This is a genomic window from Streptomyces sp. NRRL S-350 (assembly GCF_000719705.1).
Taxonomy (GTDB): Bacteria; Actinomycetota; Actinomycetes; order Streptomycetales; family Streptomycetaceae; genus Kitasatospora.
In genome coordinates, this window is record NZ_JOHO01000037.1 from 44,128 (window position 1) to 68,824 (window position 24,697).

The 24,697-nt window shown below is 74.6% G+C and carries 23 protein-coding genes; 11 read left to right on the forward strand and 12 right to left on the reverse strand.

Going from position 1 to position 24,697, the window contains the following annotated elements:
* The first annotated feature begins 47 nt into the window (after positions 1–47).
* Positions 48–3,008 carry an FAD-binding and (Fe-S)-binding domain-containing protein gene (locus IF30_RS0127260; RefSeq protein ID WP_078891733.1) on the forward strand — a complete coding sequence of 987 codons (2,961 nt, stop codon included), beginning with the start codon at positions 48–50 and terminating at the stop codon, positions 3,006–3,008.
* A gap of 112 nt (positions 3,009–3,120) precedes the next feature.
* Here IF30_RS0127260 and IF30_RS0127265 read toward each other — a convergent pair whose 3' ends face one another.
* Positions 3,121–3,570 (reverse strand): CBS domain-containing protein, encoded by a 450-nt coding sequence (locus IF30_RS0127265; RefSeq protein WP_030243334.1) that lies wholly within the window; start codon positions 3,568–3,570, stop codon positions 3,121–3,123.
* A 73-nt stretch (positions 3,571–3,643) separates the two neighbouring features.
* Entirely contained in the window at positions 3,644–4,678 is a 1,035-nt protein-coding gene (locus tag IF30_RS42060; RefSeq protein ID WP_051711284.1) for a slipin family protein, read from the reverse strand.
* Positions 4,679–4,889: 211 nt separating this feature from the next.
* Between IF30_RS42060 and IF30_RS0127275 the strand changes: the two genes are divergently transcribed.
* The 4 genes from IF30_RS0127275 to IF30_RS0127290 all read left to right on the forward strand — a co-directional run bounded on the left by IF30_RS0127275 (position 4,890) and on the right by IF30_RS0127290 (position 8,167).
* Positions 4,890–5,678, forward strand: a complete 789-nt coding sequence (locus IF30_RS0127275) for a uracil-DNA glycosylase (protein ID WP_037901359.1) — start codon at positions 4,890–4,892, stop codon at positions 5,676–5,678.
* A 69-nt stretch (positions 5,679–5,747) separates the two neighbouring features.
* Positions 5,748–6,422, forward strand: a complete 675-nt coding sequence (locus IF30_RS42065) for a hypothetical protein (protein WP_037901361.1) — start codon at positions 5,748–5,750, stop codon at positions 6,420–6,422.
* Between the two features lie 177 nt (positions 6,423–6,599).
* Positions 6,600–7,415 carry a DsbA family protein gene (locus tag IF30_RS0127285; RefSeq protein WP_030243340.1) on the forward strand — a complete coding sequence of 272 codons (816 nt, stop codon included), beginning with the start codon at positions 6,600–6,602 and terminating at the stop codon, positions 7,413–7,415.
* 104 nt (positions 7,416–7,519) lie between these two features.
* Complete coding sequence (locus IF30_RS0127290; RefSeq protein WP_030243342.1) at positions 7,520–8,167, forward strand: vitamin K epoxide reductase family protein; 648 nt, start codon at positions 7,520–7,522, stop codon at positions 8,165–8,167.
* A 7-nt stretch (positions 8,168–8,174) separates the two neighbouring features.
* Here IF30_RS0127290 and IF30_RS0127295 read toward each other — a convergent pair whose 3' ends face one another.
* The 4 genes from IF30_RS0127295 to IF30_RS0127310 form a co-directional block, all read right to left on the reverse strand.
* Positions 8,175–8,684, reverse strand: coding sequence for an NUDIX domain-containing protein (locus IF30_RS0127295; protein ID WP_037901363.1), 510 nt, complete (start codon positions 8,682–8,684; stop codon positions 8,175–8,177).
* A gap of 119 nt (positions 8,685–8,803) precedes the next feature.
* Complete coding sequence (locus tag IF30_RS0127300) at positions 8,804–9,877, reverse strand: serine hydrolase domain-containing protein (RefSeq protein ID WP_051711285.1); 1,074 nt, start codon at positions 9,875–9,877, stop codon at positions 8,804–8,806.
* A 94-nt stretch (positions 9,878–9,971) separates the two neighbouring features.
* Complete coding sequence (locus IF30_RS42070) at positions 9,972–10,496, reverse strand: GNAT family N-acetyltransferase (RefSeq protein WP_051711292.1); 525 nt, start codon at positions 10,494–10,496, stop codon at positions 9,972–9,974.
* A gap of 24 nt (positions 10,497–10,520) precedes the next feature.
* Positions 10,521–10,937, reverse strand: coding sequence for an ankyrin repeat domain-containing protein (locus IF30_RS0127310; RefSeq protein ID WP_030243349.1), 417 nt, complete (start codon positions 10,935–10,937; stop codon positions 10,521–10,523).
* Positions 10,938–11,330: 393 nt separating this feature from the next.
* Between IF30_RS0127310 and IF30_RS0127315 the strand changes: the two genes are divergently transcribed.
* The 3 genes from IF30_RS0127315 to IF30_RS0127325 all read left to right on the forward strand — a co-directional run bounded on the left by IF30_RS0127315 (position 11,331) and on the right by IF30_RS0127325 (position 13,943).
* The gene (locus IF30_RS0127315; RefSeq protein ID WP_030243350.1) at positions 11,331–11,525 is read left to right on the forward strand and encodes a hypothetical protein; all 195 of its coding nucleotides are present in this window, start codon (positions 11,331–11,333) and stop codon (positions 11,523–11,525) included.
* Positions 11,526–11,631: 106 nt separating this feature from the next.
* Positions 11,632–13,248, forward strand: coding sequence for a hypothetical protein (locus IF30_RS0127320; RefSeq protein WP_078891734.1), 1,617 nt, complete (start codon positions 11,632–11,634; stop codon positions 13,246–13,248).
* A gap of 320 nt (positions 13,249–13,568) precedes the next feature.
* Positions 13,569–13,943, forward strand: coding sequence for an RNA polymerase-binding protein RbpA (locus IF30_RS0127325; protein WP_030243354.1), 375 nt, complete (start codon positions 13,569–13,571; stop codon positions 13,941–13,943).
* Positions 13,944–14,100: 157 nt separating this feature from the next.
* On the opposite strand, the gene fxsA is transcribed toward IF30_RS0127325, so the two are convergent.
* From fxsA to IF30_RS0127350, 5 genes are all read right to left on the reverse strand, one after another.
* Positions 14,101–14,679 (reverse strand): FxsA family membrane protein, encoded by a 579-nt coding sequence (gene fxsA / locus IF30_RS0127330; protein ID WP_030243356.1) that lies wholly within the window; start codon positions 14,677–14,679, stop codon positions 14,101–14,103.
* Between the two features lie 55 nt (positions 14,680–14,734).
* Positions 14,735–16,372 (reverse strand): apolipoprotein N-acyltransferase, encoded by a 1,638-nt coding sequence (lnt, locus tag IF30_RS0127335; protein ID WP_051711296.1) that lies wholly within the window; start codon positions 16,370–16,372, stop codon positions 14,735–14,737.
* Between the two features lie 104 nt (positions 16,373–16,476).
* Entirely contained in the window at positions 16,477–16,932 is a 456-nt protein-coding gene (locus tag IF30_RS0127340; RefSeq protein ID WP_030243358.1) for a GNAT family N-acetyltransferase, read from the reverse strand.
* A 42-nt stretch (positions 16,933–16,974) separates the two neighbouring features.
* Complete coding sequence (locus IF30_RS0127345; RefSeq protein ID WP_030243360.1) at positions 16,975–18,615, reverse strand: amidohydrolase; 1,641 nt, start codon at positions 18,613–18,615, stop codon at positions 16,975–16,977.
* 50 nt (positions 18,616–18,665) lie between these two features.
* A complete protein-coding gene (locus tag IF30_RS0127350; protein WP_030243361.1) occupies positions 18,666–19,106 on the reverse strand; it encodes an Lrp/AsnC family transcriptional regulator in 441 nt (146 codons plus the stop codon).
* 277 nt (positions 19,107–19,383) lie between these two features.
* On the opposite strand from IF30_RS0127350, the gene IF30_RS48770 reads away from it, so the two are divergent.
* Complete coding sequence (locus IF30_RS48770; RefSeq protein WP_063752795.1) at positions 19,384–19,830, forward strand: hypothetical protein; 447 nt, start codon at positions 19,384–19,386, stop codon at positions 19,828–19,830.
* Between the two features lie 172 nt (positions 19,831–20,002).
* On the opposite strand, the gene IF30_RS0127360 is transcribed toward IF30_RS48770, so the two are convergent.
* Complete coding sequence (locus IF30_RS0127360; protein ID WP_030243364.1) at positions 20,003–21,166, reverse strand: acyl-CoA dehydrogenase family protein; 1,164 nt, start codon at positions 21,164–21,166, stop codon at positions 20,003–20,005.
* Positions 21,167–21,377: 211 nt separating this feature from the next.
* Between IF30_RS0127360 and IF30_RS0127370 the strand changes: the two genes are divergently transcribed.
* On the forward strand, positions 21,378–22,010 hold the full coding sequence (locus tag IF30_RS0127370; RefSeq protein ID WP_199807933.1) for a hypothetical protein: 633 nt from the start codon (positions 21,378–21,380) through the stop codon (positions 22,008–22,010).
* Positions 22,011–22,355: 345 nt separating this feature from the next.
* Positions 22,356–24,587 carry an AAA family ATPase gene (locus IF30_RS0127375; protein ID WP_030243367.1) on the forward strand — a complete coding sequence of 744 codons (2,232 nt, stop codon included), beginning with the start codon at positions 22,356–22,358 and terminating at the stop codon, positions 24,585–24,587.
* Positions 24,588–24,697: the final 110 nt, after the last annotated feature.

The window sequence follows — 24,697 nt, forward strand, 5'->3', positions numbered from 1 at the left end:
CGGCCCGGCCCGGTCGTGCCCGGTGCCCCGGGGGCGCCGCGGCTGCCATGATCGGCGCAGCCGTCGTCGCATCGTCGCACCCCCTCCGGGAGGCCCTGGTGAGCCGTCCGTCCGCCGTCCCCGGCGCCGAGCTGGCCCGTGAGCTGGCCTCCGTCCTGCGCGGGGAGGTCCGGTTCGGCGCCGCCGAACGGACCGTGTACAGCCACGACGCGTCCAACTACCGGCACCTGCCCCTCGGCGTGGTCAAACCCGCCGACCCGGACGACGTGCGCACCGCGCTGGCGCTGTGCCGCCGGTACCGGGTGCCCGTGGTCGCGCGCGGAGCCGGGACCAGCATCGGCGGCCAGGCGATCGGTCCGGGCGCCGTGGTGCTGGACTTCCGCCGCCACCTCGGCGAGGTGCTGGAGATCGACCCCCAGGCCCGCACCGCGCGCGTCCGGCCCGGCACCGTCCTGGACGACCTCCAGCGCGCCGCCAGGCCGTACGGGCTGCGCTTCGGCCCGGACCCGTCCACGCACAGCCGCTGCACCATCGGCGGCATGATCGGCAACGACTCCTGCGGCTCCCACTCGCTCGCCTGGGGGCGCACCGCCGACAACGTCGAGCAGCTGGAGCTGCTGCTCGCCGACGGCACCGAGCTGACCGTCGGCGGCCCGCTCACCGGCCGGGAGCGCGCGGAACTCGCCGAACTGCCCGGGCGGCCCGGCGAGCTCCACCGGCAGCTCCAGGAGTTCACCCAACGCAACCTCGCCGCCATCCGCCAGGGGATGCCCCGGCTGCCGCGCCGCACCTCCGGCTACCCCCTGGACGCGCTGCTGCCCGAACACGGCCACGACCTCGCCCGGGCGCTCACTGGCACCGAGGGCACCTGCGCACTGCTGCTCGCCGCCACCGTCCGCCTCGTCGAGGACCCGCCCGCCCGCGCCCTGGTCGTGGCCGGCTACCCCGACGAAGGCGCCGCCGCCGACGCCGTCCCCGCGCTGCTGCCGTTCGGGCCGCTCACCGCGGAAGGCATGGCGGCCGACCTGGTCACCGCCCTGCTCGCGGCCGGCCCCCGCCCGCCCGCGCTGGACCGGCTCCCCGCCGGCGAGTGCTGGCTGTTCCTGGAGACCGGCGGCGCCACCCCGCTGGAGGCCTACCAGGCCGCCCGCCGACTCGCCGACGCGGTGCGTCGCGAGCGCTCCGCCGCCGTCGCCCTGGTCACCGACCCCGCCGAGCAGCGCCAGCTCTGGGCCGTCCGCGAGGCCGGAGCCGGCATCGTCACCCGCCTCCCCGGCGGCGGGCAGGCCTGGCCCGGCTGGGAGGACTCCGCCGTCCCGCCGGAACGGCTCGGCGACTACCTGCGGGACCTGCGCGCCCTGCTGCGCCGGCACAGCCTGCGCGGCGTCCCGTACGGGCACTTCGGCGACGGCTGCGTACACCTGCGGATCGACTTCCCGCTGGACGAGCCCCAAGGGGTACTGGTCTTCCGGGAGTTCCTGGAACAGGCGGCCGACCTGGCGGTCTCGTACGGCGGTTCACTCTCCGGCGAGCACGGCGACGGCCAGGCCCGGGCCGAACTGCTGCCGCGCATGTACCCGCCCGAGGTCATCGACCTGTTCGGCGCGTTCAAGCGGATCTGGGATCCGGAGAACCTGCTCAACCCCGGCGCCCTGGTCGACCCCCGCCCGCTCGACGCCGACCTGCGCTTCGTCACCGCCCCGCGCCGCCCGCTGCCACTGGCGCTGCCGTACGAACAGGACGGCGGCAGCCTGGCCAAGGCGGTGCACCGCTGCGTGGGCGTCGCCAAGTGCGTGGACCCGACCACCGGGGTGATGTGCCCGAGCTACATGGCGACCGGCGAGGAGCGGCACTCCACCCGGGGACGGGCGCGGCTGCTGGCCGAAATGCTGCGGGGGGAGGCCATCCCGGACGGCTGGCGCTCCGAGGAGGTCCGGGAGGCGCTCGACCTCTGCCTGAGCTGCAAGGGCTGCGCGAGCGACTGCCCGGTCCACGTCGACATGGCGACCTACAAGGCCGAGTTCCTCCACCAGCACTACCGGCACCGGCCGCGCCCGCTCGCGCACTACTCGATGGGCTGGCTGCCGCTCTGGCTGCGGGCCGCCGCCCTCGCCCCGGGGGCCGCCAACGCGCTGGCCCGCTCCCCGCTCCGCGGCCCGCTCAAGCGGCTCGGCGGGATCGACCCGCGCCGGGTGCTGCCCGTCTTCCCGCCCGAGACCTTCACCGCCTGGTACCGCCGCCACCGCGCCGCGCACCCGGCGCCGCCCGGCGCGCGCCCGGTGCTGCTGTGGCCGGACACCTTCTCCGACCACCTCCAGCCGAACGTGCTGCGCTCGGCCGTCGAGGTGCTGGAGCACCTGGGCTTCGACGTCCGACTGCCCTCGGGCCCGGTCTGCTGCGGGCTCACCTGGTACTCCACCGGCCAACTTGCGACCGCCCGAAGGGTGTTGCGCCGCAGCCTGCGCGTACTGGCGGCCGACGCATCGGCGCCCGGTGCGCTCCCGCCCGACACCCCCGTGGTCGGCCTGGACCCGAGCTGCACCGCCACCCTGCGCGAGGACCTGCCCCGGCTCCTCGGCTCGGACGGCCGCCCGCTCGCCGAACGCACCCGCACCTTCGCCGAGTTCCTCGACCAGTACGCGCCGGACGCGCCGCTGCCCGACGTCCCGCTCGCCGCCGTCACCCAGACCCACTGCCACCAGCACGCGGTACTCGGCTCCGCCGCCGACCGCCGGGTGGAGGCCCGGATCGGCCTGGACAACCGGGTGCTGGACTCCGGCTGCTGCGGCCTGGCGGGCAACTTCGGCTTCGAACGGGGCCACTTCGAGGTCTCCGAGGCGATCGCGGAGCGCGTGCTGCTGCCGGAGCTCCGGGCCGCCGGGCCGGACACGGTGGTGCTGGCCGACGGCTTCAGCTGCCGCACCCAGATCGCCCAACTCGGCGACGGCAGGAAGGCCCTGCACCTGGCGGAACTGCTCGCCCGGGCCCTGCGGGAGTCGGCCGGCTAGGCCACCGCGCCGCGGTCCGCCGAGCCCCGCGACCGACCACGCGGCCCCGGCCCCCACCCTCGCCGGGGTGGGGGCCGGGGCCGTGGGCCGGGGCCGTGGCCGTACGGCGGCGTCAGCCCTGGGCGGACGCCGTCGGCGTCTCCTCCGCGCAGACCGCGGAGACGAACTCGGCGACCCGGGCCTGCGGCAGACCGCGCGCGATGTCCGCCTCACTGATCATGCCGACCAACTTGTGTTCGGGGTGGTTGATCACCGGCAGCCGGCGCACCCGGTACTGCTCCATCACCCGCAGCACCTGCTCGGTGTCCTCGTCCGCCTCCACCGTCATCGGACGCCCCTGCGCCAGCTCGCCCGCCGTCACCGACGCCGGGTCACGGCCCTCGGCGACGCAGCGCAGCACGATGTCGCGGTCGGTCACGATGCCCAGCAGCTTGTCGCCCGCCCCGCAGATGGGCAGGGCGCCCACGTCGCGTTCCTGCATGATCCGGGCGGCGGCGGCGAGCGTCTCGTGCTCGCGGATGCACTCCGCGCCCGGGTGCATGATGTCGCTGGCTTTGGTCATGGTCCGCCTCCTGACCTGGCTGTCTCCCCTGTCCATCCTGATCCGGGCGGGTGGCCGACGCCACTGGGCGCCCTCAGGCCTCGGGTTGCGGCTCGCCGCCCCCGTCGGGTTCTGCCCTCCCGTCCGGCCCCGGGGGCACCGGCGGGGTCGGCGGTATCGGCGGGGTCGGCGGGTCGGGGTCCTTCAACGGGGATCGCTCCAGCACCTCCTCCAGGGGCGGGAGTTCGTGCCGGTCCGGTTCCCGCTCGAACGTGTCGTCGGGGACTTCCCCGGTCTCCACCGCCTCCTCCGCGGCCTTCGCCCCGGCGGCGGCCGCGGCAGCCGTCAGCAGGTTCCGCTGCTGGACCTCGGTCGCGCTGTCCAGGAAGCGCAGCAGCTCCACCGGGAAGGGCAGCACCAAGGTGGAGTTCTTCTCGGCCGCCACCTCCACCACGGTCTGCAGCAGCCGCAGTTGGAGCGCGGCCGGGGTCGCGCTCATCACTGCCGCCGCCTCCGACAGCCGCGCCGACGCCTGGTACTCGCCGTCCGCCGTGATGATCCGCGCGCGCCGCTCCCGCTCGGCCTCCGCCTGGCGGGCGATCGAGCGCTTCATCGACTCCGGCAGCGCGACGTCCTTGATCTCCACCCGGTCGATCTCGATGCCCCAGCCCAGAGCCGGGCTGTCGATCATCAACTCGAGCCCCTGGTTGATCGGTTCACGGTTGGCCAGCAGGTCGTCCAGCTCGCTCTTGCCGATGATCGAGCGCAGCGAGGTCTGCGCGACCTGGGAGATCGCGAAGTTGTAGTCCTGCACGTTGACCGTCGCCTTCACCGGGTCGACCACCCGGAAGTAGACCACCGCGTCCACCCGCACGGTCACGTTGTCCCGGGTGATGCCCTCCTGCCCCGGGACCGGCATCGTCACGATCTGCACGTTCACCCGGCGCAGGCGGTCCGCGATCGGCACCAGCGCCACCAGCCCCGGCTGACGCACCTCGTCGCGCACGCGGCCGAAGCGGAACACCACGCCCTTCTGGAACTGCTGGACCACCCTGATGCTCAAGGCCGCCCAGATCGCCCCCAGCCCGGCCAACCCCCCGAGGGCGCCCAGCACCGCATCGACGATCATCGCGGCCTCCTCGCGGCTCCGCGCACACCGGCGCGTCCGGCCACCGCCGACCCGGCCGGGCCGGGAGCCACCGGAGCAACTGCTTCCACGCTACGCCTGCCCGGCCGACCCCGATCGAACCGAACGGACCGACCGGACCGGTGGGGGCGGCGGACCACGGACCAGCGGACCAGCGGGACGGCGGAAGGGCGGGACGCCTAGGATCGAGCGCATGCCGCTCATGGCCACGCCTCCGACTCCCGCCGACGACCCCGGCGACCCCCGCCACCCGGCCGAGGCCGCCGCCCGAGCCGACGGACTTGCCACGCTGGACCGCGTGGTCACCGACTGCCGGGCCTGCCCCCGCCTGGTCGAATGGCGCGAGGAGACCGCCCGTACGAAGCGCCGCGCCTACCAGGACTGGGACTACTGGGCCCGCCCCATCCCCGGCTTCGGCCCGCCCGACGCCCCGCTCGTCCTGGTCGGCCTCGCGCCCGCCGCGCACGGCGCCAACCGAACCGGCCGGATCTTCACCGGCGACCCCTCCGGCGACCTCCTGTACGCCGCCCTGTACGACCTCGGGCTCGCCAACCGCCCGGAGTCCGTGCGCTACGGCGACGGCCTGGAGCTGTACGGCGTGCGGATCACCGATCCGGTCCGCTGCGCCCCGCCCGACAACAAGCCCAGCACCGCCGAACGCGACACCTGCCGCCCATGGATCGCCCGGGAACTGCGACTGCTGCGCCCCACCGTCCGCACCGTCGTCGCCCTCGGCGGCTTCGCCTGGCAGGCCATGCTCCCGGTGATCACGGACGCCGGCTGGCAGGTCCCCCGCCCCCGGCCCGTCTTCGGCCACGCCGCCCGGGTCGACCTGCCCGCACGGGACGGCGGGCCGCCGCTCCGGCTCTACGGCTGCTACCACGTCAGTCCCCGCAACACGAACACCGGCCGCCTGACCACCGCGATGCTGCGGGACCTGCTGCGCGACGCGGCGCATTCGGCGGGGCTGCGCACCCGGTAGGCGCCCGGCGGTCGAAAGTGCCGCAGGCACCCTCGTGCCGGGTGTGAGCGTCATGGCATACTCCGGAGCGTGACGATCTCCACCCATGCGACCAGGGCCCTGCGCGCCGCGGTGTTCACCGCGCTCGCCGTGCCGCTGGCCGCGCTGGGCCAGGTCGTCATCACGGGCCGTCCGCTGCCGCTGTCGCTGGTGGCCTCGGCCTGCGTCGTCGTCTTCCTGGTCACGGCCGCCCTGGCCGGCGGGGAACGGCGGATGCTGCACGTCTGCGCGGTGATGGTGCCGGTCGAGCTGCTGCTCAACACCACCTTCAACCTGGGCCAGACCGGCTGTGGGCCGATGCTGTCCGGCCAGGTCCCCGCACGCGGGGTCAACCTGCTGGTCTGCGGCGGCGGTTCGATGGACGGCTCGCTGCTGTCCGGCCCGCTGGGCCACGCCGGGCAGTTGGCACCCGCCGCGACCCAACTGCTGCTCCTCCTGGTCCACCTGGTGATCGCGCTGGCGGCCGCCGCCTGGCTCCGGCTGGGCGATGCGGCGCTGTCGGGCCTGGCCCGGGCGATGCGCGCGCTGCGCGAGTCGCTGACCCGCCCGCTGCGCGCCCTGCTCGTCCTGCTGCTCCCCGCCCCGGTGCGTCCGGTGCTGCGGGTGCCACTGCCGGTGTCCGACCACGAGCGGCCGCGCCGCGAGGCCGTGGTGCTGAGCCCGGCACCCCGGCGTGGCCCGCCGGCCTTCGCGCCTGCCTGCTGATCGCCTCCGTACCGGCCCGCCCCCGGACCGCCCCGGACCCGATCGCCTCCGTACCCGGCCCAACGGCCCCCGTACGCCCGCAGGCAGTGCGCACGACTCCCGCGTCCACCGACCCCGCCGCACCCGGTGCGGTTTCCCGCGCGCACCCGCGCGCCGCGTACAGGAGTTGACCTCCCCATGGCTCAGGCCCCCAGCAAGCAGCAGGCCAACCGCATCAGTGCCCGCGAGCGGATCCAGGAGGCGCAGCGCCGCGAGCAGCAGGCCGCCAAGCGCCGTCAGCGGATCGTCGTGACGGTGGCCGCCGTCGCCGTGCTCGCCGTCGCGGGCGGTGCCGCCGTCGCGATCGGCTCGGCCTCGAAGAAGGACGACAAGGCCCCGGCTGCGGCCGCCTCGGCGCCGCTGGTCGTCCCGGCCAACACCACCGGCCCGGACGGCACGGTGATCACCTACGGCAAGGCCGACGCCCCGCACACCATGGAGGTGTACGAGGACTTCCGCTGCCCGATCTGCAAGCACTTCGAGGCGGCGAACGGCGAGACCGTCAAGAAGCTCACCGAGGACGGCGGGATCAAGGTGGAGTTCCACCTGGCGGCCTTCCTGGACAAGAACCTCGGCGGCAAGGGCTCGCGCACCGCGCTGGCCGCGGCCGGTGCCGCGCTGAACGAGGGCGTGGACAAGTTCAAGCAGTTCCACGACGTGCTGTACGCCAACCAGCCCGAGGAGCGCGAGGACGGCTTCGGCGACGTCAACCACCTGCTGGAGCTGGCCGACCAGGTGCCCGGGCTGAAGACGGACGCCTTCGTGAAGGCGGTCACCGACAGGACCTACGCGCCGTGGGCGGCGAAGGTCGCCGACGCGTTCAACGACAGCGGGGTGACCGGCACCCCGACGGTCAAGGTCGACGGCAGGCCGGTCACCCTGTTCAGCGGCAACGCCGTGGTCTCGCCGGAGCAGTTCACCGCGCAGGTCAGGCAGGCCGCCGGCCTGCAGTAGGCCCGGCCCGCACCGCATTCGCACGGCGATTCGCACGGCGCCACCGGCCCGGCCGAACTCCCGGCCGGGCCGGCCCTCCCCACCAGTCACCGGAGTGTGCTGCCATGTCTGCCGCTACCACCGCGCACCTCTCCCGACCCGCGCCCGCCGTCGGCCGGGCCCCGATCGGCGCGAGCCGGGCCTACGCGTTCCTGCTGTTCCTCGGCGGCCTGGTCGGGCTCGCCGCCTCGGCCGTCCTGACCTTCGACAAGCTCCGCATCCTGGAGAACCCGTCCTACGTCCCCGGTTGCAACCTCAACCCGGTGATCAGCTGCGGCTCGGTGATGCGCACCGAGCAGGCGGAGGTCTTCGGCTTCCCGAACCCGCTGCTCGGCCTGGCCGCGTTCGGCGCGCTGGCGGCGATCGGCGCGGGGCTGCTCTCCGGCGCCGCCTACCGGCGCTGGTTCTGGCTGGGCCTGCACGCGGGCACCGCGCTGGGCGTGGTGTTCGTGCACTGGCTGGTCGACCAGGCGCTGTACGACATCGGCGCGCTGTGCCCGTACTGCATGGTGGTGTGGGCCACGGTGGTGGCGCTGTTCTGGTACACGACGCTGCACAACCTGAGCACGGGTGTGATCCCGGTGGGCCCGCGTCTGCGGGTGGTGGTCCGCGAGGCGGCGCGGTACCACTGGGCGCTGCCGGTGCTGTGGGCGGCCGTGATCGCACTGCTGGTCCTGAACCGCTTCTGGTACTACTGGAGCACGCTGCTCTGATCGGCCGTCACCCCACGTACCCCGACGAGTGCAGCAGCGCGGCGGCGCCGGTCCGCCGGGCCTCCAGGGCCCCGCCGAGCCGGCGTGCCGCGCAGGGGTGCAGCAGCGCGGCGGCCTGGGCGGGCGTGAACCAGCCGTGGTCGGCGATCTCCTCGGCCTGCAGCCGGACCACCGCGCCCGCCTCGACCGTCCCGCCGTCGAACATGAACTGCACCGCGGGGTGGGCGTGTTCGCCCTGGTCGGGGATGGCGTCGCGCCACTCCACCACGAGCAGTCGGAGCTCGCCCGCCACCAGCCCCGTCTCCTCGTGCAGTTCGCGCGCGGCGCACTCGGCGGGCCCCTCCCCCTGGTCCATCCCGCCGCCGGGGAACTGCCACTGGTCGCGGTAACTGGCCTTCAGCAGCAGGACCCTGCCAGCTTCGTCGGTGAGCAGCACGCTGCAGCCGACGTAGGCGCGCACCAGCCGGGCGAGCCACTCCTCCTCCGAGAGTGCCCAGGTGTCGCAGGTGTCCGTCATCGTGCCTCCTCCGCCGAGTGCCGTTTCTCGTGGACACTCTGCCGCGATCCCCGCTCCGCAAACGGTGGTTCGCACCCCATCACCCGAACGAGTGCCCGCAGGGACGGTCCGGCGGCGCGTCAGCCGAACACCGCGCGCCGGAAGGCGTTGCGCAGGTCGGTGAGCGGCTGGGTGACCCGGTCGTGGTGCACCTTGTTGGTGAGCAGCAGCGCCCAGCGGCCGAGCCGACGGGAGACCCAGAAGCCGGTGCCGGTGAAGCCGTAGTGGACGAAGGTGCCCTCGGCCGGGTCGGTGCCGGGGGCGTACAGCCAGGACAGGCCTCGGGCGGGCCGAAGGCCGCCGGTCTGCTCGCGCAGCGACTCCTCGATCCACGGCTCACCCCACGGCAGTTCGGGCGGCGGGGCGAGCACCGCGGCGAGGAACCGGGCGAGGTCGCGGGCGGTCGCGAAGGCCCCGGCGTTGCCGGAGACGCCGCCGAGCAGCCGGGCGGAGGGGTCGTGGACGACTCCGCGCAGGTGGCCGCCCGCCTGCTCGTCGTACTCGGTGGGCGCGGTCCTGGCGGTGGCCGCCGAGTCGAGCGGTCCGTACCGGGTGTCGGTCATGGCGAGCGGGCGCCAGGCCCAGCGCTCGGCGAGAACGTCCAGCGGCGCGCCGCCGAGGTCCTCGACCAGGTAGGTGAGCAGCACGGCGGCCCGGTCGGTGTACTCGACGGCCGTCCCGGGCTCGCGGTGCAGCGGGGCGGCGATCACCCCGGCCCGGATCGCCGCGGGTCCGCGCCCGTAGAGCGACTCGAATCGGGTGTACGGAGGCATCCCGGCGGTGTGGGCGAGGAGATGGCGGGCGGTCACTCCGCCGACGGGACGGCCGGCGGCCGGTGGCCACCATCGAACGAGCGGTTCGTCCAGTGGCAGCCGCCCGGCCTGCCACAGCGCTCCGGCGCAGGGCCAGAGCGCGACGATCTTGGTGAGGCTCGCCAGGTCGTACAGCGTGTCCGGCCCGGGTGCGAGCCGCGCGTACGGGCCCCGCCCGAGCGCGCCGTGGCTGCCGCCGCCGAGCGTGCCCCCGGCGTCGCCGACGGCCCACACGGCGCCCGCCCCGACGCTGCGGACGCCCGCACGGACCAGCCCGTCCAGCTCCCCGCCCGGCGCGGCCAGCGCGGGGAGCCGGTCGGCTCCGGGTACTCGGTGGCTCATCCCCGTCCCCCAGGGTCCGTCGTCAGGTCAGCCGTCAGGTCAGCCGTCAGGTCAGCCGTCAGGTCGACGGGAACCTACCCGGCGGGCCGGGCGCTCAGACCGCGGCGGCGAGTTCCTTGCCGAGGCAGATGCTCTGCGGGTGCTCGCGGTAGATGCCGAACTTCTGGATCGCGGCGTAGCCCTCGGACCCGTACAGCGCGATGGCCTCGGGCTGCTCGGTGCCGGTCTCCAGGATGAAGCGGGTGCGGCCCGCCTCGACCGCCGTCTCCTCCAGGCGGCGCAGGACCGCCCGGGCCAGGCCGCGGCCGCGGGCGTCCGGGATCACGAACATCCGCTTCAGCTCGGCGTCGCCGTCGCGCAGCCCGTGCGGGCCGGCCTGCTTGGCGCGCCAGCCGCCGCAGGCGACCGGCCGGCCGTCGAGGTAGGCGATCAGGAACAGTCCGGCCGGCGCCTCGAAGTCCTCGGGGTGCAGCACGGTCTCGTCCGGGTCGCCGTAGCGGCGGACGTACTCCTGCTGCACCTCCGCCGACAGGGCCTGGGCGTCGGGGTGGGCGTAGCCGGTGGTGCGGAACTCGACGGTGCCGGTGTCCTCGGCGGCGGGGATGGCGGTGGTGTCCATGGTTGAAAAGCCTACGATCTCCGCTCAGCGCCCCTCGAACCGGGCGATCAGCTCCTCCTTGCCGAACATCCGGGCGGTGTCCAGGGCGCTCGGGGTGCCGGCCTGCGGATCGGCGCCGCCGGCCAGCAGCGCGGCGAGCACGTCCTCGGCGCCCTTGAAGACGGCGCCGGCCAGCGGGGTCTGGCCGCGGTCGTTGGCCAGGTTCGGGTCGGCACCGCGCTGGAGCAGCGCCTCGACGGTCGCCGCGTGGCCGTGGTAGGCGGCGAGCATGACGAGGGTGTCGCCGCGGTCGTTGGTGAGGTCCGCCGGGGCGCCGGCGTCCAGGTAGGCGGCCAGGGTGGCGGTCTCCCCGGCCCGGGCGGCGTCGAACAGCTTCCCGGCCAGTGCGATCACCTCGGCGTCGGGGGCGTCGGCGGGCTGCTGGCTGGCGGCGTCGGTCATGGCGGGCGGCCTTTCCGGTCGGTTCGTCGGGCGGTCACGGGCTGCGCCCAGGGCACGGTAGCGGCCGGTGCCGGAGCGGGCCAGCCGGTGTCCGTGATCCGGATGGCGGCCCGGCCGCCACGACACGCGGCCGCGCGGTTCGCGCAGCCATTCGAGCGAACTTCCCCGACCCCCCGGAAGCTTCCCGTCCGCCCGGCGGGAATGCCTGGCCGCACCGGATCCCCGCGGCGACCGGCCCCACCCCGGCCGGTTCGCATACCGCCATCCGGCGTCAGGAACGGTATCGAACGGCAGAACCACCCATTTGCACCGTTCCATCATCTATTACTTTTTGTCACGATTAATGCACTTTCCGTAACACCCCCGCTTGTCCCCCCTCCTGAGGAGCGGAACGTGATCCTCTCGATTTCCGGCATCGTCCTGTTCGGCACCATTGCCTTTCTCTTCTTCCGCCGAGACGGACTGAAGGTCTCCCACGCCATCGTCTGCGCCCTCCTCGGCTTCTACATCGCCGGCTCCTCGATCGCCCCGAGCATCACCGCGGGCGGCGCGAGCCTCGCGAGCCTGCTCAGCGGCATCAAGTTCTAGCCGCCGCCACTCTCCCCCGTACCGGCCCGGGCGCGGATCCCACCGCCCCGGGCCCCGTCGTACCCCACCCCGCCCCACCCGTCCCACTCGCCCGGGGAGTCAAGGAATGCCGCTCCACCGCCACCTCAGCAAGGGCCGCGAGGCCGCCCGGACCGCCGGGGAACACGCCGCCGACATGTTCGCCCCGCTCTCCGTCATCGGCCGCGGCCTGCGCCACCAGGTCGGCTGGGCCAAGTCCCGCTGGCAGGCGACCCCGAAGGACCGTCGCGGCCCGACGCTCTTCCTGACCGCCGCGATGCTGGTCGGCATCTACCTGCTGCCGCACGGCCTGCTGTTCGCCCTCGTCGCCCTGATGGCCAGCGCCGCCTGGGCCGGCCGGGCCCCCAAGTCACCGCCCGCGCCGCCCGCGCCGGACGTCGCCGACATCAAGCTGAGCGCCCTCTACGCCGCGCTCACCCCGTACCTGTGCGGCCCGGAGGACGTCAACCCGCTGTACCGCTTCGAGGGCGACTACAAGGAGGCCTTCGGCTCCTGGGAGTTCGACGGCGAGGGCCGGCTCTCCCGGCTGGAACTGAGCTACCCCGCGTACTTCACCGACACCGAGCCCGCCGCCCGGGCCCGGATCGAGCAGGTCGTGCAGGGCAAGGCCGGCCGGGCCCGGGAGTACCGATTCGACTGGGACGAGGAGTCCAACCGCCTGCGGATCGCGTCGCTCGCCCCGCTGCCCACCGACATCGTCGCCCAGCGCTTCGTGGCCGCCCCCGGCGAGATCGTGCTGGGCTTCACCGACGAGGACGGCAGCGCCCGCACCATCCCGGTCACCCAGGGCGGTACGACCGTGCAGCAGCCGCCGGTGGTCTGGCGCACCGGCCCGCGCTCCTCCGAGCCGCACCTGCTGGCCCTCGGCGTCACCGGCTACGGCACCTCCAGCCTGCTCCGCTCGATCGCGCTGCAGGCCCTCCCGTACGGCGACCTGGTGGTGGTCGACGGCGCGGGCACCGGGGAGCACGCCTGCCTGGTGAACCGGCCCGGCGTGCACACCGTGGAGACCAGCCTGCACGGCGCGCTGGCCGCGCTGGAGTGGGCCGCCCAGGAGACCCACCGGCGGCTCGCCGCGCTCAATGCCGCCCGGCACGCGGGCAGCTCCCCGCCCGAGGACGCCACCCGGCCGCTGTGGCTGCTGCTGGACCACCCGACCGAACTGAGCGAACTCGCCCAGGCCGAGGGCCGCCCCGACCCGCAGGAGCTGCTGGAGCTCCCGCTGCGGCACGGCCGGGCCGCCCGCGTCACCGTGGTGATCGCCGACGACATCGAGGCCAGGGACCGGATCACCCCGACCGTCCGCGCCACCACCCGGGCCCGCGTGGTGCTCGGCCCGGCCGGCCCCGACGAGGGCCGCGCCGCACTCGGCGCACCGCTGGACATCGTGCCCGCCGCCCACGCCCCCGTCGGCCGCGGCTACGCCCGGGTCGGCAACGGCGCCCCGGTGCGGCTGCAGGTGCCCGCCACCGTCGACCCGCTGGACGACGAGGCCCCCGCCCAGCTGCGGGACGCGGTGATCACCCTGCTGCCGCACCGGGACACCCGCACCGAGGCCCCGGCCGCCGCGCCGCCGCGCCCGGAGCACCCCCCGGTGGTCGCGGCGGGCGAACCCGCCCCGCCGGCCGGCCCGGTCGACCTGGCCAAGGGCGAGCCGATGATCCGCTCGCGTCCGATCTCCTGACCGCCCCGCCGGCAGGCTGCGGGGCCCTCCTCCGGCGGAACTTCCGGCTGCGGCCGGGGCCGCCGACCGCTGTCGGAACCCGCCCCGGTACGCTCGGCACAGAAAGTCCGCACGATCACCAGATGTGAAATAGGTGACACCTGGGGTGATATCACCGGCCAGATGTGACAAATCGGGCGCAGGTGGGTACAAACAGGGGCGGCACAACAAGACGACGCATGTCCCGGGACGGGAATCTTCGTCGGAAGCCGAGCGTTGACCGAACGACGAAGAACAGCGACCACTAGTCCTGTGGGCCATAAGCCCGGGAGGCACGATTCATGAGCGAGCGAGCTCTCCGCGGCACGCGACTCGGGGCCACTAGCTACGAGACCGACCGTGGTATCGATCTGGCTCCCCGCCAGACCGTCGAGTACGCATGTCAGAACGGACACCGATTCGAGGTTCCTTTCTCGGTCGAGGCAGAGATCCCCCCGGCCTGGGAATGCCGCTTCTGCGGTCAGGAGGCGGCACTTCTCGACGGTGACGAGCCGGAGGAGAAGAAGGTCAAGCCGACGCGCACCCATTGGGACATGCTGATGGAGCGCCGGACGCGCGAGGAGTTGGAGGAGGTGCTGGCCGAACGGCTGGCCGTGCTCCGCTCCGGCGGGATGAACCTCGCGGTGCACCCGCGGGACACCCGCAAGAGCGCCTGATCTCGCTCCCGCCCCGAGCGGGAGGACACGAAAAGGGGCCCTGGTTTCCAGGGCCCCTTTCGCGTTGTCCGGTGGGTTTCGCGTCGTCGGGCGGGCGCCGGGCGTGCGGGCGGCAACGGCCCCGCGGGAGTCGCGCGGGGCCGGCGAACCGGCGCGGTCAGCCGTTGATCGGCGGGCGGTAGGTGGTGTCCGGGCCCTGCGGGCCGCTCGGGCGGCCCTCCGGATCGACGACCTCGCCCTGGATCACCTTGCCGTCCGGACGGTGGATGCGCAGCTGCTCCTGCAGCCGCACCGCGTCCGCGAGCGGGTCGGCGCCGACGGCGGAGGTGGCGCGCAGCGCCTTGTCCGCGACCCGGCGCCCGGCCATCCGCCAGAGCGCCCGGGTGGGCGGGAACAGCAGGGTGAGGGCCACCAGGTCCGACAGGAAGCCGGGGACGATCAGCAGCAGGCCGGCCAGCACGGTCATGCTGGTACCGGTCTGCGGCTGCTGGGACTGCGGGTTCTTGCTCTGCTCGACCGCCGCCGACAGTGCCTTCAGCCCGGCCCGCTTGATCAGGGAACCGCCGATCAGGGCGCCCGCGACCAGCAGCAGCAGGACGGTCAGGCCGCCCAGCCACGAGCTGACCTGGACCAGCAGCCAGATCTCCAGCACCAGCCAGGCGGTCATCAGCAGCGGCAGCACTCGGCGGAGCTTTCCGCGCGGGGCCGGACGGGTGGGGGTCGCTTGCTGGGTCACGGTACGAATCCACTCCAGGCGGTGCTCTGCGCGCCGCACGGGAGGTCCGGGCCGGCTACGGCACCAACTGGTCCAACGATTCCTGCCCGGCGGGTGTTCCGGCGGCCGGCCGGCCCACGGGCCTGCGACGCCGTCCGACCAGCACCGCGGCGCCGCACGCCAGCAGGCCACCGATCGCCAGCGTCCACTCCGGGACGACGCCGACCCGGTCGGCCACCGTGGTGCCGTCGCGCAGGGGGACGGTCGCCGACAGCTCGGCCGGCGTCAGCTCCTGGGTGCGCTGCTGGACGGTGCCGTCCGGGGCGATCACCGCGCTGATGCCGCTGGTGGCGGCGATCAGCACCGCCCGGCCGTGCTCGACGGCCCGCAGCCGGCTCATCGCGAGCTGCTGCTCGGGCTGGCCGGTCCTGGCGTAGGTCGCGTTGTTCGTCTGGACGACCAGGACCCGGGCGCCGCTGTCCACGGTGTCGCGGACGATCTCGTCGTACGCCACCTCGAAGCAGATGACGTCGCCGATCCGGGCCGGGCCCAGCTGCATCACGCCGTTGTGGTCGCCCGGGTAGAAGTCGCGGGCGACCCGCTGGAGGCGGGTGATGACCTTCATCAGCTGGGCGCGGAAGGGCACGTACTCGCCGAACGGGACGGGGTGCTGCTTGGTGTAGGAGGCGCCGGGGCCGGTCTGCGGATCCCAGACGATGCCCTCGTTCTGCACGTGCTGGGCGTCCGGGCCGTCCACCAGGGTGCCGACCAGGGTGGGCACGCCGATCGTCCGCACCGCCTCGTCGATGCGCTCGCGGGCCAGCGGGTCGCTGAACGGGTCCAGGTCGGAGGAGTTCTCCGGCCAGATCACGATGTCCGGGCGCTCGACCTTGCCCGCGCCGATGTCGGCGGCCAGGCGCTCGGTGGCCGAGGCGTGGTTGTTGAGCACCATCATCGGGCGGCCCAGGAAGTCCATGCCCGGGTTGGGCACGTTGCCCTGGACGATGGCGACCTTCACGGTGTCGGCCGCGGCGGTCGGCACCGGGACGAGGTAGCCGGCGAGCAGCGCGGCCACCGCGCCGAGCGCCGCCAGCGCGGCGGCCACGGGGGCCCGGCCCGGCCCGCGCAGGCGCAGCGCCGCCCAGGCGAGCAGACCGCCGGAGAGGGCGACCGCGAACGTCACCAGCGGCGCGCCGCCGAGCGCGGCCAGCGGGGTGTACGGGGTGGCGGTGTTGGCGAACGCGAGCCGGCCCCAGGGGAATCCGCCGAGGGGCAGCCGGTCGCGGGCCCACTCCTGGGTGATCCACAGGCAGGCCCCCCAGAGCGGCCAGGCCGGCAGCCGGGAGGTGACGGCCAGTCCGCCGCCGAGCAGGGCCAGGAACAGCGCCTCGACGACGGACAGCCCGACCGTGGCGTCCCAGCCGACCACCCGCAGCCAGCTGAGCAGCATCAGGAAGAACGGCAGACCGAAGGCGAAGCCCGTCCAGAGGCCCTGGCGGAAGGTGCGGCCCCGGGTGAGCAGCGAGAGCGCGGCGACGCCGAGCAGCGACAGCGGCCAGAGGTCGTACGGCGGGAAGGCGAGGGCGAGCATCAGCCCGGCCAGGGCCGCGAGGCCGGTCCGGGGCAGTCCGGCGCGGACCTTGGCGAGCCCCCGGGCGCCCCGGCCGGGCCGGGGCGCCGGCTCCTGCGGCTCGGGAGTGACGGGAATGGCCACCGGCGCACCATCTTCCTGGGGCTTGCTGTTCGGACGCTGTGCGAAGAAGGTACCCCGGAACGCCGGTGGGGCGTGAGGCCAGGGTGGCGGGCCGTCCCGGCTGGTCAGCGCTCCGAATAGCGGACCGGGCCGAGCGGCCAGTCCGCGGCGAGCCAGGCGGAGACGGCGCGGTACAGCGGGGCGTCCAGGTGGGCGCGGTCGGCCCGGACCCAGGAGCTGACCGAGACCGCCGACGGGTCCTCGCGGTCGGGGTGGATGTAGACGCAGCCGATCACCTCGTCCCCCGCCGGCTCCAGGACGGTGTAGGTGAAGCCGGTGCGCGCGGCGAAGTCGGCGGCGTGGCGGCGCAGGTCGGCGAGGTTCTGCTCCGGCGGCATCCCCTCGGCGGGCGGCCAGGTCCGGCCGACGAAGCCGGGGGTGGCGCGGATGTGCTCGATGCTGCTCGACCAGGCGGCGTGGTCGGAGGCGTTGTGCTGCTCGCCCAGGGGCTCCAGGCGGAACTCCGGGGCGAGCAGCTCACGCGGGACGGCGAAGTCGGCGGGTACCAGCGGGTCGGTCATGGTGGTCAACCTACGGTCCTGCGGCCCGCCGCTTCATCCGGTTTACCGCTGGTGCACGGTGCGGCCCCGGACGACGGTGCGCAGGCAGGTCGGCAGCGGGGCGCCCGGGGTGAGGTCGGGCAGGCCGGGGGTGCCGGAGCGCGGGTCGGTGGACCAGCCGGCCACCCTGGAGTCGGGGGCCTGGACGACCAGTTCGCCCGCGGCCCAGATCGCGTAACTGGCGACCGCGCCGGGCACCAGCACGCCGTCCTGGTCGCGGCCGATCGCGCGCCAGCCGCCGCGGGTGTGGGCGGTGAAGGCGGCGCGGACGGAGATCCGGTGCTCCGGCGTCCGGTGGAAGGCCGCCGCGCGGACGGTGCCCCACGGGTCGAGCGGGGTGACCGGGGCGTCCGAGCCGAAGGCCAGCGGGACGCCTGCGCGCAGCAGCGCGGCGAAGGGGTTGAGGGCGGCGGCCCGCTCCGCACCCAGCCGCCGGACGTACATGCCCGCCGGGCCGCCCCAGGCGGCATCGAAGGCGGGCTGGACGGAGGCGGTGAGGCCGAGCTGGGCGAAGGCGGCGATGGACTCGTCGTCCAGGGCCTCGGCATGCTCGACGCGGTGGCGCAGGGCCTTGACCCGGCCGGCGCCGACCCGCTCGCCCGCGGCCCGGATGCCCTCGATCACCGCGGCCACGGCCGCGTCGCCGATGGCGTGGAAGCCGGCCTGCAGCCCGGCCTCGGTGCAGGCGGCGACGTGGTCGGCGACCTGATCGGCAGTCAGGTAGGCGGTGCCGGTGTGCTCGGCGTCCGCGTACGGGGTGTGCAGGCAGGCGGTGCGGGAGCCGATCGCGCCGTCCACGAAGAGGTCGCCGCCGGCGCCCACGGCGCCGAGCCGGCGGGCCGTCTCGACGCCGCCCGCTTCGCCCCAGTAGCCGAAGACTTCGGGGCCCTCGCCCTCGGCGGCCAGGGCCAGCAGGGCCGCCAGGTCCTGCTCGGAGGAGATCTCCGGGCCGGCGCACTCGTGCAGGGCGCCGATGCCGAGTTCGGCGGCACGGGCCAGGGTGGCGCGCTGCGCCTGGCGGCGCTGCTCGGGGGTGAGGCCGGCGAGTGCCGTCCGCCGTACGGCGTGGTGGGCGTCCTTGGCGAGCGGGCCGTCGGGGTCGTGGCCGGGCCGTTCGGCGAGGCCTTCGGTGCGGGTGCGCAGTGCGGTGGTGGCGAGCGCGGAGTGCACGTCGGTGCGGGAGAGGTAGAGCGCGGCGCCCCGGGCGGCCTCGTCGAGTTCGGCGAGCGTGGGCGGGCGGCCCTCGGGCCAGCCGCTCTCGTCCCAGCCGTGGCCGATCAGCACCCCGCCGGGCTCGTTCCGGGCGTCGACGAAGGCGGTGACGGCCGCCAGGGCGGCGGCCAGCGAGGGGCTGCCGGTGAGGTCGAGGCCGGTGAGCGCCAGGCCGGTCGCGGTGGCGTGCACGTGGGCGTCCACGAAGGCGGGGGTGACCAGCGCACCGTCCAGCTCGACGACCTCGTCGGCGGTCGCCGCGTACGCCTCGGCGGCACCGTCGCTGCCGACCCAGGCGATGTGCTCGCCCTCCACGAGCATCGCGGTGGCGAAGGGGTCGGCGGGGCTGTAGACGGCGCCGCCGCGCAGCAGGACGGTTCGTGGGCCCCTGCTGCCCGAGGGCGGGCCGGGAGGGAGGGTGCTTTCGGTCATGCCGCCAAGTCTGCACCGTGCCCCGCGCGCCGCTGCGCGCCGCCCTGACCTCAGAGCTTGGGGGGGCGCGCCTCGTACGGGGTGGAGAGGACGACGGTGGTGCGGGTGGACACCCCGGCGGCGCTGCGGATGCGGGCGAGCAGGTCCTCCAGGTCGCCGGGGGCGCCGACGCGGACCTTGAGGATGTAGTTCTCGTCGCCGGCGACGCTGTGGCAGGCCTCGATCTCGGGCAGGCCGGCCAGGCGTTCGGGGGTGTCGTCCGGGGCGCTGGGGTCGAACGGCTTGACCGAGATGAACGCGGTCAGCGCCAGGTCGACGGAGTCGGGGTCGATGATCGCGGTGTAGCCGCGGATCACCCCGCGCTGTTCGAGGCGGCGCACTCGCTGGTGCACTGCCGAGGTGGACAGGCCGGTGGCCTTGCCCAGGTCCGTGTAGCTCATCCGGCCGTCCTCAAGGAGCAGCTGGACGATGCGTTGGTCGAGATCCTCCACGGTCCGCAAACCTACCCGGTCGGGAGCACGGGGGGCGCACGAGGTGGCACGAGGAGGGACGGCAGGTGTCAGGCGGGCACGTGCCGGGTGAATGTGGCAGCGGATGTGGCCAAGGACACACCCGGTGCATCACGGTGCACAACACCGCAGGATTATGAGTCCGGATCGCAGGGAAGTGCTGGTTGTGGCCCTGGATGACCACGCCGGGCCCGATCCTAGGGGGATCCTCATGCCTGCTACTGACCAGCGTGTGCTGGGTGCCGACGAAACCGACGATATGACCGGCCGCGACGACCTCGCGGTCGACCACTCGCCGGGCACCGACCCTGGCGAGGCCGAGAACTGGGACATCTTCCGGGTCCACTGCCCCGAGTGCCGCCGCCCGATCGCCCTGGTGGCGGACGAGGAGCGGCTGCCGCAGCACGCCTTGCTGCCGACCGCCTGGAACCCCTTCGCCCCCGCGATCTGCCCGGGGTCGGGCACGCCGACCGACGACCTGGCGGAGGTGGAGGCGCCGGCGGACGCCGAGTCGACCGGGTTCGAGGCGCTGTTCAAGCTCCCCAGCGGACTGGACTGGCGCACCCAGCCGTTCTCGCACGCCGTCGCGCACTGCCCGGTGCGGATCGCCACGGTCGGCCTCGCCGGACCCGTCATCCCCTCGGCCCCGACGGTCTCCGCGCTCCGGGCCATTCCGGAGCAGCGCCGCCGCCTCGTCCGGCGCTGACGGCCGGGCGGCACCGGCCCCCTCATCAGGCGCTGTCCGCCCGCCTCGGGCCGGCGCGGCCGCGCTCCGCCGGAACGCCTTCGGCCGTCACTCCGCACCCTGGAGTGACGGCCGAAGGCCGTTGAACGGGGAGGGCGTGGGCCCCCCGCGTGGTGGCCGGCCCTCCCGGGCGTCAGCCGTTCGTGAGGTGGCGGCCGATCACCAGGCGCTGGATCTGGTTGGTGCCCTCGACGATCTGCAGCACCTTGGCCTCGCGCATGAAACGCTCGGCCGGGAAGTCCTGGGTGTAGCCGTAGCCGCCGAGCACCTGGACGGCGTCGGTGGTCACCCGCATCGCCGTGTCGGTGCAGAACAGCTTGGCCATCGCCGCCTCCTTGGAGAACGGCCGGCCCGCGTCCTTCAGGCGCGCGGCGGACAGGTAGAGCGAACGCCCGGCCTCGATCTGGGTGGCCATGTCGGCGAGCATGAAGGACAGGCCCTGGAACTCGGCGATCGGGCGGCCGAACTGGCGCCGGGTGCGCGCGTAGTCGACCGCGAGGTCGAGCGCGGCCTGGGCGACGCCGATCGCGCACGCCGCGATGCCGAGGCGGCCGGAGTCCAGCGCGGACAGCGCGATCTGGAAGCCCTGGCCCTCCTCGCCGATCAGCCGCTCGCGGGGGACGCGGACGCCGTCGAAGTGCAGCTGCGCGGTCGGCGAGGAGCTCATGCCCATCTTGTGCTCCGGCGGGGCCGCGGACAGGCCCTCCTGGGTGCCGGGGACGAGCAGGCAGCTGATGCCCTTGGCACCCTCCCCGCCGGTGCGCACCATCGCGCTGTAGAAGTCGGCCCGGCCGCCGTGGGTGATCCACGCCTTGGTGCCGTTCACCACGTACGCGTCGCCGTCGAGGTCGGCCCGGGTGCGCAGCGCGGCCGCGTCCGAGCCGGACTGCGGCTCGGAGAGGCAGTAGGCGCCGAGCTGCTCGCCGGAGAGTATCCCGGGCAGCCACGCGTCGCGCTGCCCGTCGGTGCCGAAGGTGGCCAGCGCGTGGCAGGACAGGGTGTGCACGCTGACGCCGAGGCCGATCGCCAGCCAGCCGGCCGCGAGCTCCTCCAGCACCTGCAGGTACACCTCGTAGGGCTGCGCGCCGCCGCCGTGCTCCTCGTCGTACGGGAGGGAGAGCAGGCCGGCCTCGCCGAGGGTGCGGAAGACCTCCCGCGGGAATCGGCCGGCGGCCTCGTCCTGCGCCGCGCGGGGCTGAAGCTCGCGCTGGACCAGGTCCCGGGTGAGGCTCAGCAGCTCGCGGGCCTCCTCGGTGGGCAGCTGTCGCTCCACGGCTTTCACGGGGGAGGGGGTCATGGCGGCGGTCGCCTCCTCGATCGGGCGCCGGACCGAGGTGGTGGCCGGTCCGGCGCGGGTGTGGCAGGTCGGCCCGACCGGCACCGGGTTGCGGTGAACGGCCGTTCACAGTCGTGGCGAAGGCGAGTATGCCCGAAACCCGCGCCGCCGTCACGACCTGCACTGATGAACTGGCCGCAGTGGTGGGATACGGAACCGTAGGGTTGACGTTGTGGCTGTATCCGGAACCCTTCGCTCCCCCGCCCGGCACTCCCCCGACGACGGGCTGCACGCCCTCGCGGCGGAACTGCGCGCACTGCCGCCCTCCTGCGGGCCGGTGCGGCTGGTCGCGGTGGACGGGCACGCGGGCTCCGGCAAGACGACCTTCGCCGGGCGGCTGGCGGCGGCGCTCGGCGGGGCGCCGGTGGTCCACCTCGACGACCTGGCCACCCACACCGAACCGTTCGAGTGGACCGGACGGCTGCGCGCGCAGGTACTGGAGCCGCTGGCGGCCGGCCGGGACGCCGCGTACCGGGTGTACGACTGGACGCTGCGCCGCTTCGCGGGCACGGCCGGGGTGCCGGCCGCCCCGGTGGTACTGGTCGAGGGGGTCGGCTCGGGGCGGCGGGCGGTGCGGCCGTGGCTGGCCCGGGTGATCTGGATGGAGCTGGACGCCGAGTCGGCCCGTCGGCGCGGCGAGGAGCGGGACGGTCCGGAACTGGCCGAGTTCTGGGCGGGCTGGATCCGGGCCGAATCGGCGCATTTCGCCGCCGACCCGAGCCGCCCGTACGCCGCGACCCGAGTCGACGGGGTGACCGGCCGGATCGCGCCGGGCACGGTGGGTGAACCTTCAACAAGCGCTTGACCTGCGACATCACCAGGACTTAGGTTCTCCTCAGCCGCCGGAACGAAAGCTTCCGGCCGCCTCGGACCCGGCGTCCCCGGCTTGTTCCCCCGTGAGCCGGGGGCGCCGTCCGGTCCCCTTCCGAATCTCGCTCCCGCGCCGCCCGCTCCGGCACCCGGCCGCTCAACAGCCGCACGCGCGATCGCATTTGACCCCCTGCGGCACCCTTCCGGATCAGCCGCGCGCCGGTACGATTCCTGGTGGGCGCATATGCGCCGAAGGGGCTCGACGACCACCGGCCAGGCTGCGCGCAGGCGACCGCCGGCCGAGCCCCGGGCCACACCGCGGGGGGCGTGAGTGACGACGGTGGACAGTTCCGACAGCACGGCGGGCGGCCCGGACCAGCTCGCCGACCGGGCCTGGCTGCGCGCCATGGACGCCTACACGGCCGGCGCGTACACCCGGGCGGAGGAGGAGTTCCGGGCAGCCGTCCGGCTCGACCCCGGCATGGCCGACGCCTGGCTCGGCCTGCACGCGCTTCGCAGCGACACCTCGGCGGCGCTGCTGGCGATGTACCGCCACCAGAAGCGGTTCGGCGAACAACGGCGACTGCACCGACGACCGCTCAGCTCCTGGTACTGGCTGGGCTGGTGGGTGCAGCCCGTGCTGGAGGACACCCGCGACCTCGCACTGGCGCACGCCTCGCACTGGCTCGACGGCCGCCACCTGGCCGAGCTGGACCGGGCCCTGGAGCAGTGCCCGGCGCCCAGCGAAGACCCGTCCGCCCGGTTCCTGTACGCCTGTCGCTCCTACCTGCTCAAGGACTGGGAGCAGCTGATCCGGGACACCGACCGCCTGCTGGACGACCCGATGCTCGGCATCGAGGCCGGCCTGTTCGCCGGCATGGCCCGGGTGCGGCTGGACATGTGCGCGCAGGCGCAGGCACCGCTGGCCGCCTCGCTGGCCCGCTGCCGCTCCGAGCAGCCGCAGCGCAAGGAGCTGCGGTACTGGCTGGCGCGGGCCTACGAAGGCGCCGGGCGCAGTGCGGCGGCCCTGCCGCTGTACCGCGCGGTGCACCGGGCGGATCCGGCGTTCATGGACACGGCGGCGCGGCTGGCAGCCATCGCGGCCGAGGACGGGCCGGCGGACGGCCTGGCGGACGGGATCGTGGACGGGCCGGCCGACGGGTCCGTCGACGAGCTCGCATACGGGGCCGTGGACGGGCTCGTCGACGAACTGCTGACGGGCGGGCGCTCAGGCGGGTCCGAGAACGCCGGACCGGGACCGGGGAGCCAACTCCTGGACGGCGGCGGCTACGGCGAGGAGTTCGCCGACGTGGTCGGCCAGGGCGGCACGACCGTCTCGGGCGACGGCGTGCTGAGCGACCTAGCGCCGACCGGCGGGCCGGACGGCGGCCTGACGGACGGCGGTGCGATGGACGGCGGCCTCACGGACGGCAGCGTGATCGACGGCAGCGTGCTGAACCGCGGTGCGCCGAGCGGCGGGCCGTCGGTGGACGCCGGCCTGGTGGACGGTGAACCGGCCGACGGCAGCGCGGCGGACGGTGCGCTCGGCAGCGGGGCCCGGCCCGACGCCACCCCGGCCGGCAGCGCACCTCGGGCCGCCGGGGAGCGGTCCGGCTCCGGCACTCCGGCCGGCCCCGCCGGGCCTCCGCCGCTGCCCGTCCGCGGCAGGGCGCAACCCCGGACGGCCGCCGCGCCCGCGCACCGGCCGGACCGCGGCGAGCGGGAGCTGGACGCCGCCCTGGCCGAACTCTCGCTGATGGTCGGCATGGAGCCGGTCAAGCGCCAAGTACGAGCGCTATCCGCACAGTTGAGAATGTCGCGGCTGCGGGCCGAACAGGGCCTGCCGGTCCAGCCGCCCAAGCGCCACTTCGTCTTCTCCGGCCCCTCCGGCACCGGCAAGACCACCGTCGCCCGCATCCTCGGCCGGGTCTTCCACGCCCTCGGCCTGCTCTCCGGCGACCACCTGGTGGAGGCCCAACGCGCCGACCTGGTGGGCGAGTTCCTCGGCCAGACCGCCGTCAAGGCGAACGAGCTGATCGACTCCGCACTGGACGGCGTGCTGTTCATCGACGAGGCGTACAGCCTCTCCAACTCCGGCTACACCAAGGGCGACGCGTACGGCGACGAGGCGCTCCAGGTGCTGCTCAAGCGCGCCGAGGACAACCGGGACCGGCTGGTGGTGATCCTGGCCGGCTACCCCGAGGGCATGAACCGGCTGCTCGCCACCAACCCCGGCCTCAACTCCCGCTTCACCACCCGGGTCGACTTCCCGAGCTACCGCCCCGGCGAACTCACCGCGATCGGTGCCGCGCTGGCGGGCCGGGACGGCGACGGCTGGGACGAGGACGCCGCCGAGGAACTGGCCAGCATCTGCACCCACGTCGTCCGCGAGGGCTGGATCGACGAGCTGGGCAACGGCCGGTTCATCCGCACGCTGTACGAGAAGTCCTGCGCCTACCGGGACCTGCGGCTGTCGCTGCTGCGCGAGCCCCCGGGCCGGGAGGACCTGGTCACGCTGCGCCTGCCGGACCTCGTCCAGGCGTACGGGGAGCTGATCGACGGCCGGGGCTGACCCCGGGCCCTGCTCCCGCCCCCTGGCCCCCGGGCCGCCACTCCTCGGTGAGGAACGCGGTGATGTTCCGGCGGATGCTGGACCACAGCCGGTCGTCGTTGGGTTCGAAG

Excerpts from the sequence above, each read along its gene's own strand:
- IF30_RS0127260 (WP_078891733.1), top strand. The coding sequence starts at position 48 with ATGATCGGCGCAGCCGTCGTCGCATCGTCGCACCCCCTCCGGGAGGCC.
- IF30_RS0127265 (WP_030243334.1), bottom strand. The coding sequence starts at position 3,570 with ATGACCAAAGCCAGCGACATCATGCACCCGGGCGCGGAGTGCATCCGC.
- IF30_RS42060 (WP_051711284.1), bottom strand. The coding sequence starts at position 4,678 with ATGATCGTCGATGCGGTGCTGGGCGCCCTCGGGGGGTTGGCCGGGCTG.
- IF30_RS0127275 (WP_037901359.1), top strand. The coding sequence starts at position 4,890 with ATGCCGCTCATGGCCACGCCTCCGACTCCCGCCGACGACCCCGGCGAC.
- IF30_RS0127285 (WP_030243340.1), top strand. The coding sequence starts at position 6,600 with ATGGCTCAGGCCCCCAGCAAGCAGCAGGCCAACCGCATCAGTGCCCGC.
- IF30_RS0127290 (WP_030243342.1), top strand. The coding sequence starts at position 7,520 with ATGTCTGCCGCTACCACCGCGCACCTCTCCCGACCCGCGCCCGCCGTC.
- IF30_RS0127295 (WP_037901363.1), bottom strand. The coding sequence starts at position 8,684 with ATGACGGACACCTGCGACACCTGGGCACTCTCGGAGGAGGAGTGGCTC.
- IF30_RS0127300 (WP_051711285.1), bottom strand. The coding sequence starts at position 9,877 with ATGAGCCACCGAGTACCCGGAGCCGACCGGCTCCCCGCGCTGGCCGCG.
- IF30_RS42070 (WP_051711292.1), bottom strand. The coding sequence starts at position 10,496 with ATGGACACCACCGCCATCCCCGCCGCCGAGGACACCGGCACCGTCGAG.
- IF30_RS0127310 (WP_030243349.1), bottom strand. The coding sequence starts at position 10,937 with ATGACCGACGCCGCCAGCCAGCAGCCCGCCGACGCCCCCGACGCCGAG.
- IF30_RS0127320 (WP_078891734.1), top strand. The coding sequence starts at position 11,632 with ATGCCGCTCCACCGCCACCTCAGCAAGGGCCGCGAGGCCGCCCGGACC.
- IF30_RS0127325 (WP_030243354.1), top strand. The coding sequence starts at position 13,569 with ATGAGCGAGCGAGCTCTCCGCGGCACGCGACTCGGGGCCACTAGCTAC.
- IF30_RS0127340 (WP_030243358.1), bottom strand. The coding sequence starts at position 16,932 with ATGACCGACCCGCTGGTACCCGCCGACTTCGCCGTCCCGCGTGAGCTG.
- IF30_RS0127345 (WP_030243360.1), bottom strand. The coding sequence starts at position 18,615 with ATGACCGAAAGCACCCTCCCTCCCGGCCCGCCCTCGGGCAGCAGGGGC.
- IF30_RS48770 (WP_063752795.1), top strand. The coding sequence starts at position 19,384 with ATGACCGGCCGCGACGACCTCGCGGTCGACCACTCGCCGGGCACCGAC.
- IF30_RS0127360 (WP_030243364.1), bottom strand. The coding sequence starts at position 21,166 with ATGACCCCCTCCCCCGTGAAAGCCGTGGAGCGACAGCTGCCCACCGAG.